Here is a 2,365-nt window from a genome sequence, read left to right on the forward strand (position 1 = left end):
CCACGGACTCGGCGCCCGGGGCATCGCCGGCCGGCGCAACAACCGCGCGCAGCGGCTCGGCGGCCGATCTCTATGGCGCGGCGCTGCAGGCCGGGCTGAATGGCCAGAACCTCGATCCGAACGGGCAGCGCTCCAAAGAGGACTTCTTCAACGCCGACCTCAAGGAGCTCGGCTACCTTCCCAATCAGGGCGTGCCGCAGCAATCCCTCTATGAGCTCAAGCGCGGTTCGGTGATCCCGGCCACGCTCATCACCGGCATCAACTCCGATCTTCCCGGACGCATCACGGCGCAGGTGAGCCAGAACGTCTACGACAGCGCGACGGGTCACCGCCTGCTCATCCCGCAAGGCGCCAAGCTGTTCGGGCGGTATGACAGCAAGGTTTCGTTCGGCCAGTCGCGCGTGCTCGTTGTCTGGACGGACATCATCTTCCCGAACGGATCGACCTTGCAGGTCGGTGGCATGGCGGGGACTGACGCTCAAGGGTATGGCGGCTTCAACGACAAGGTGAACAACCACTATCTGAAAACGTTCGGCTCGGCGGTGCTGCTCGCCATCATCGGCACGGGGATCGACATGGCGCTCCCCGAAAGCTCGACGCTCGCCACGCAGGACACGGCCTCCGATGCGGCGCGGCGGAATTTCGCGGAGACTTTTGGCCGCGTTGCCGAGCGCACCATCAACAAAAATCTCGACGTCCAGCCGACGCTGGAAATCCGGCCCGGCTATAAGTTCAACGTCCTCGTTGACCAGGACATTATCTTTCCGGGTGCCTATCGCGGCTGAGATCCGGCTCGCTCGATGAAAAACGGGCAAAGCTTCGGCCGATCGAGCGGCGAACTGGCGTCAGTGCGGGCACTGACGGGATGTGGCCGAGCACATCGAGCAGGGTCGAAAGCGCCGTTTGCTGGGCGAGCATGTCAATCATTGCGATGACATAAGCGATTCGGGTAGGCCCCGCGGTATCGCAAGCCGCGACAGCCCGCGACTTGCGCCATTCCTCGTACCTGGCCTCGGCGAGGTCGCGCAGGCGTCGATGCGTCCTGATTGCCTCGATCGTGATCTGTTCAAGATCCCCCTTCGGGAGAGTCTCGGTCAGGCCGATCACCGGCCTCAAGGTGATGTTGTGCTCTATCTGCACGGTTGAATTCGTATCCGCAACCATCCCAAACTCTTCGAAAGGGGTTCCCGTTAGCCCGCGCAAATATCGAGCCGAACCCTGCTCTGAGCGCCCATCCCCTTTGGACGAGTAGGCTTCTCCACGTTTATTCTCATTGCTCATTTACATACGATAGATGATGGTAATCGCCCTCCTGCTCCCATTGGCGATCTGGCGCACTATGACGCCGATTTCTCAACCGGGTTTTTGTAGAGAATACTCCGTGGTGAAATACTCGACAAGAGGCTGCTCTCTCGTGCATGGAAATACGAGAGGTGTTTGCGCTCAACCTGAAGGCTCTTCGACAGGCCAAAGGCATGTCGCAGGAGGAGTTGGCGCACCTTGCAGATATAGACCGCACCTATATCAGCTCGCTGGAGCGGAGCGTCTACAACGCAAGCATTGACGTTGTAGATCGCCTGGCGAATGCGCTCGAGGTGGAACCCGCCGATCTGCTCAAAAGCCCCGCCGCAGGTCGCAAAGTACGATCGGCGAAAAAGTAGGCGTTTGACAAATAGAGAAATTAAGAAGCTCAAAGTGTAAATCACGATGAGCATGGATGTTCGCAACCACGTCGGCCGCAACTTCGCCCGCCTGCGTCGGGAGAAGAGCCTAACCCAAGAAGAGGTCGAAGGCCTTCCGGGTTCAGTCAACGGTAATCCAGTAACCAGTAGCCTCGAGCGAGGTCGGAGAAATCCAACAATGATAACTCTCTCTGAACTGGCCCAGGAGCTCGACGTACGTCATGTCGAGCTCGTCAAGCCCGACGACGCCGCTTGAGCATCTGCCCGCGAGGATCATGATTCTCTCCGAGGTCGGCACCGAGCCGCTGGATAGAGCCCCATGGGGGAAGATCGACTGACAAAACTGCTGTTGCCTGACCGCATAAGAGTTCGCTGTTCTTGCGCTCTTGTGTTCGACCCATCATGGTTCCCTAGATCAGCTTGAGCTTCGTTGCCAGCGCCGTGGCCTGCGCGAGGCTTCCCGCGTCGAGCGTCTTGCGAGCATTGTTCAGGTGAAAGTTCACCGTCGCGAAGGACATGCCCTCGATCGCCGCGATTGCTCTCATCGATTTGCCTTCGGCCGACCATTTCAGGCAAAGAGCCTGCCTGGCGGTGAGCTCGGCCTGAACGCTCGCCGTCGGCTCGACTTCCTGTTGTTCGAGCCTTGCGTGGAGGAGCGCCACGGCTGTTACAGCCGCCAGCTG

5 protein-coding genes are annotated in these 2,365 nt (G+C 59.6%); 3 read left to right on the forward strand and 2 right to left on the reverse strand.

Translation table 11 applies throughout. The features are described 5' to 3' along the window. A partial coding sequence (gene trbI / locus EOA85_RS32910) for an IncP-type conjugal transfer protein TrbI (RefSeq protein WP_164760049.1) occupies window positions 1-785 on the forward strand: 785 nt, incomplete at its 5' end. On the opposite strand, the gene EOA85_RS32915 is transcribed toward trbI, so the two are convergent. Further along, entirely contained in the window at window positions 757-1,164 is a 408-nt protein-coding gene (locus tag EOA85_RS32915) for a transcriptional repressor TraM (RefSeq protein WP_127212493.1), read from the reverse strand. The two genes, trbI and EOA85_RS32915, sit on opposite strands and share 29 nt — an antisense overlap. 254 nt (window positions 1,165-1,418) lie before the next feature. Here EOA85_RS32915 and EOA85_RS32920 point away from each other — a divergent pair, with 254 nt between their 5' ends. Together EOA85_RS32920 and EOA85_RS39565 are read left to right on the forward strand one after the other, a co-directional pair. After that, window positions 1,419-1,661 (forward strand): helix-turn-helix transcriptional regulator, encoded by a 243-nt coding sequence (locus tag EOA85_RS32920; protein ID WP_127212494.1) that lies wholly within the window; start codon window positions 1,419-1,421, stop codon window positions 1,659-1,661. Window positions 1,662-1,713: 52 nt separating this feature from the next. Beyond that, window positions 1,714-1,938 carry a helix-turn-helix transcriptional regulator gene (locus EOA85_RS39565; RefSeq protein ID WP_127212495.1) on the forward strand — a complete coding sequence of 75 codons (225 nt, stop codon included), beginning with the start codon at window positions 1,714-1,716 and terminating at the stop codon, window positions 1,936-1,938. Window positions 1,939-2,092: 154 nt separating this feature from the next. Here the strand turns inward: EOA85_RS39565 and EOA85_RS32930 are convergent. Then, window positions 2,093-2,365: LuxR C-terminal-related transcriptional regulator (locus EOA85_RS32930; RefSeq protein WP_245486235.1), on the reverse strand; the 273-nt coding region annotated here is incomplete at its 5' end.

The organism is Mesorhizobium sp. M5C.F.Ca.IN.020.29.1.1 (assembly GCF_003997375.1).
Taxonomy (GTDB): domain Bacteria; phylum Pseudomonadota; class Alphaproteobacteria; order Rhizobiales; family Rhizobiaceae; genus Mesorhizobium; species Mesorhizobium wenxiniae.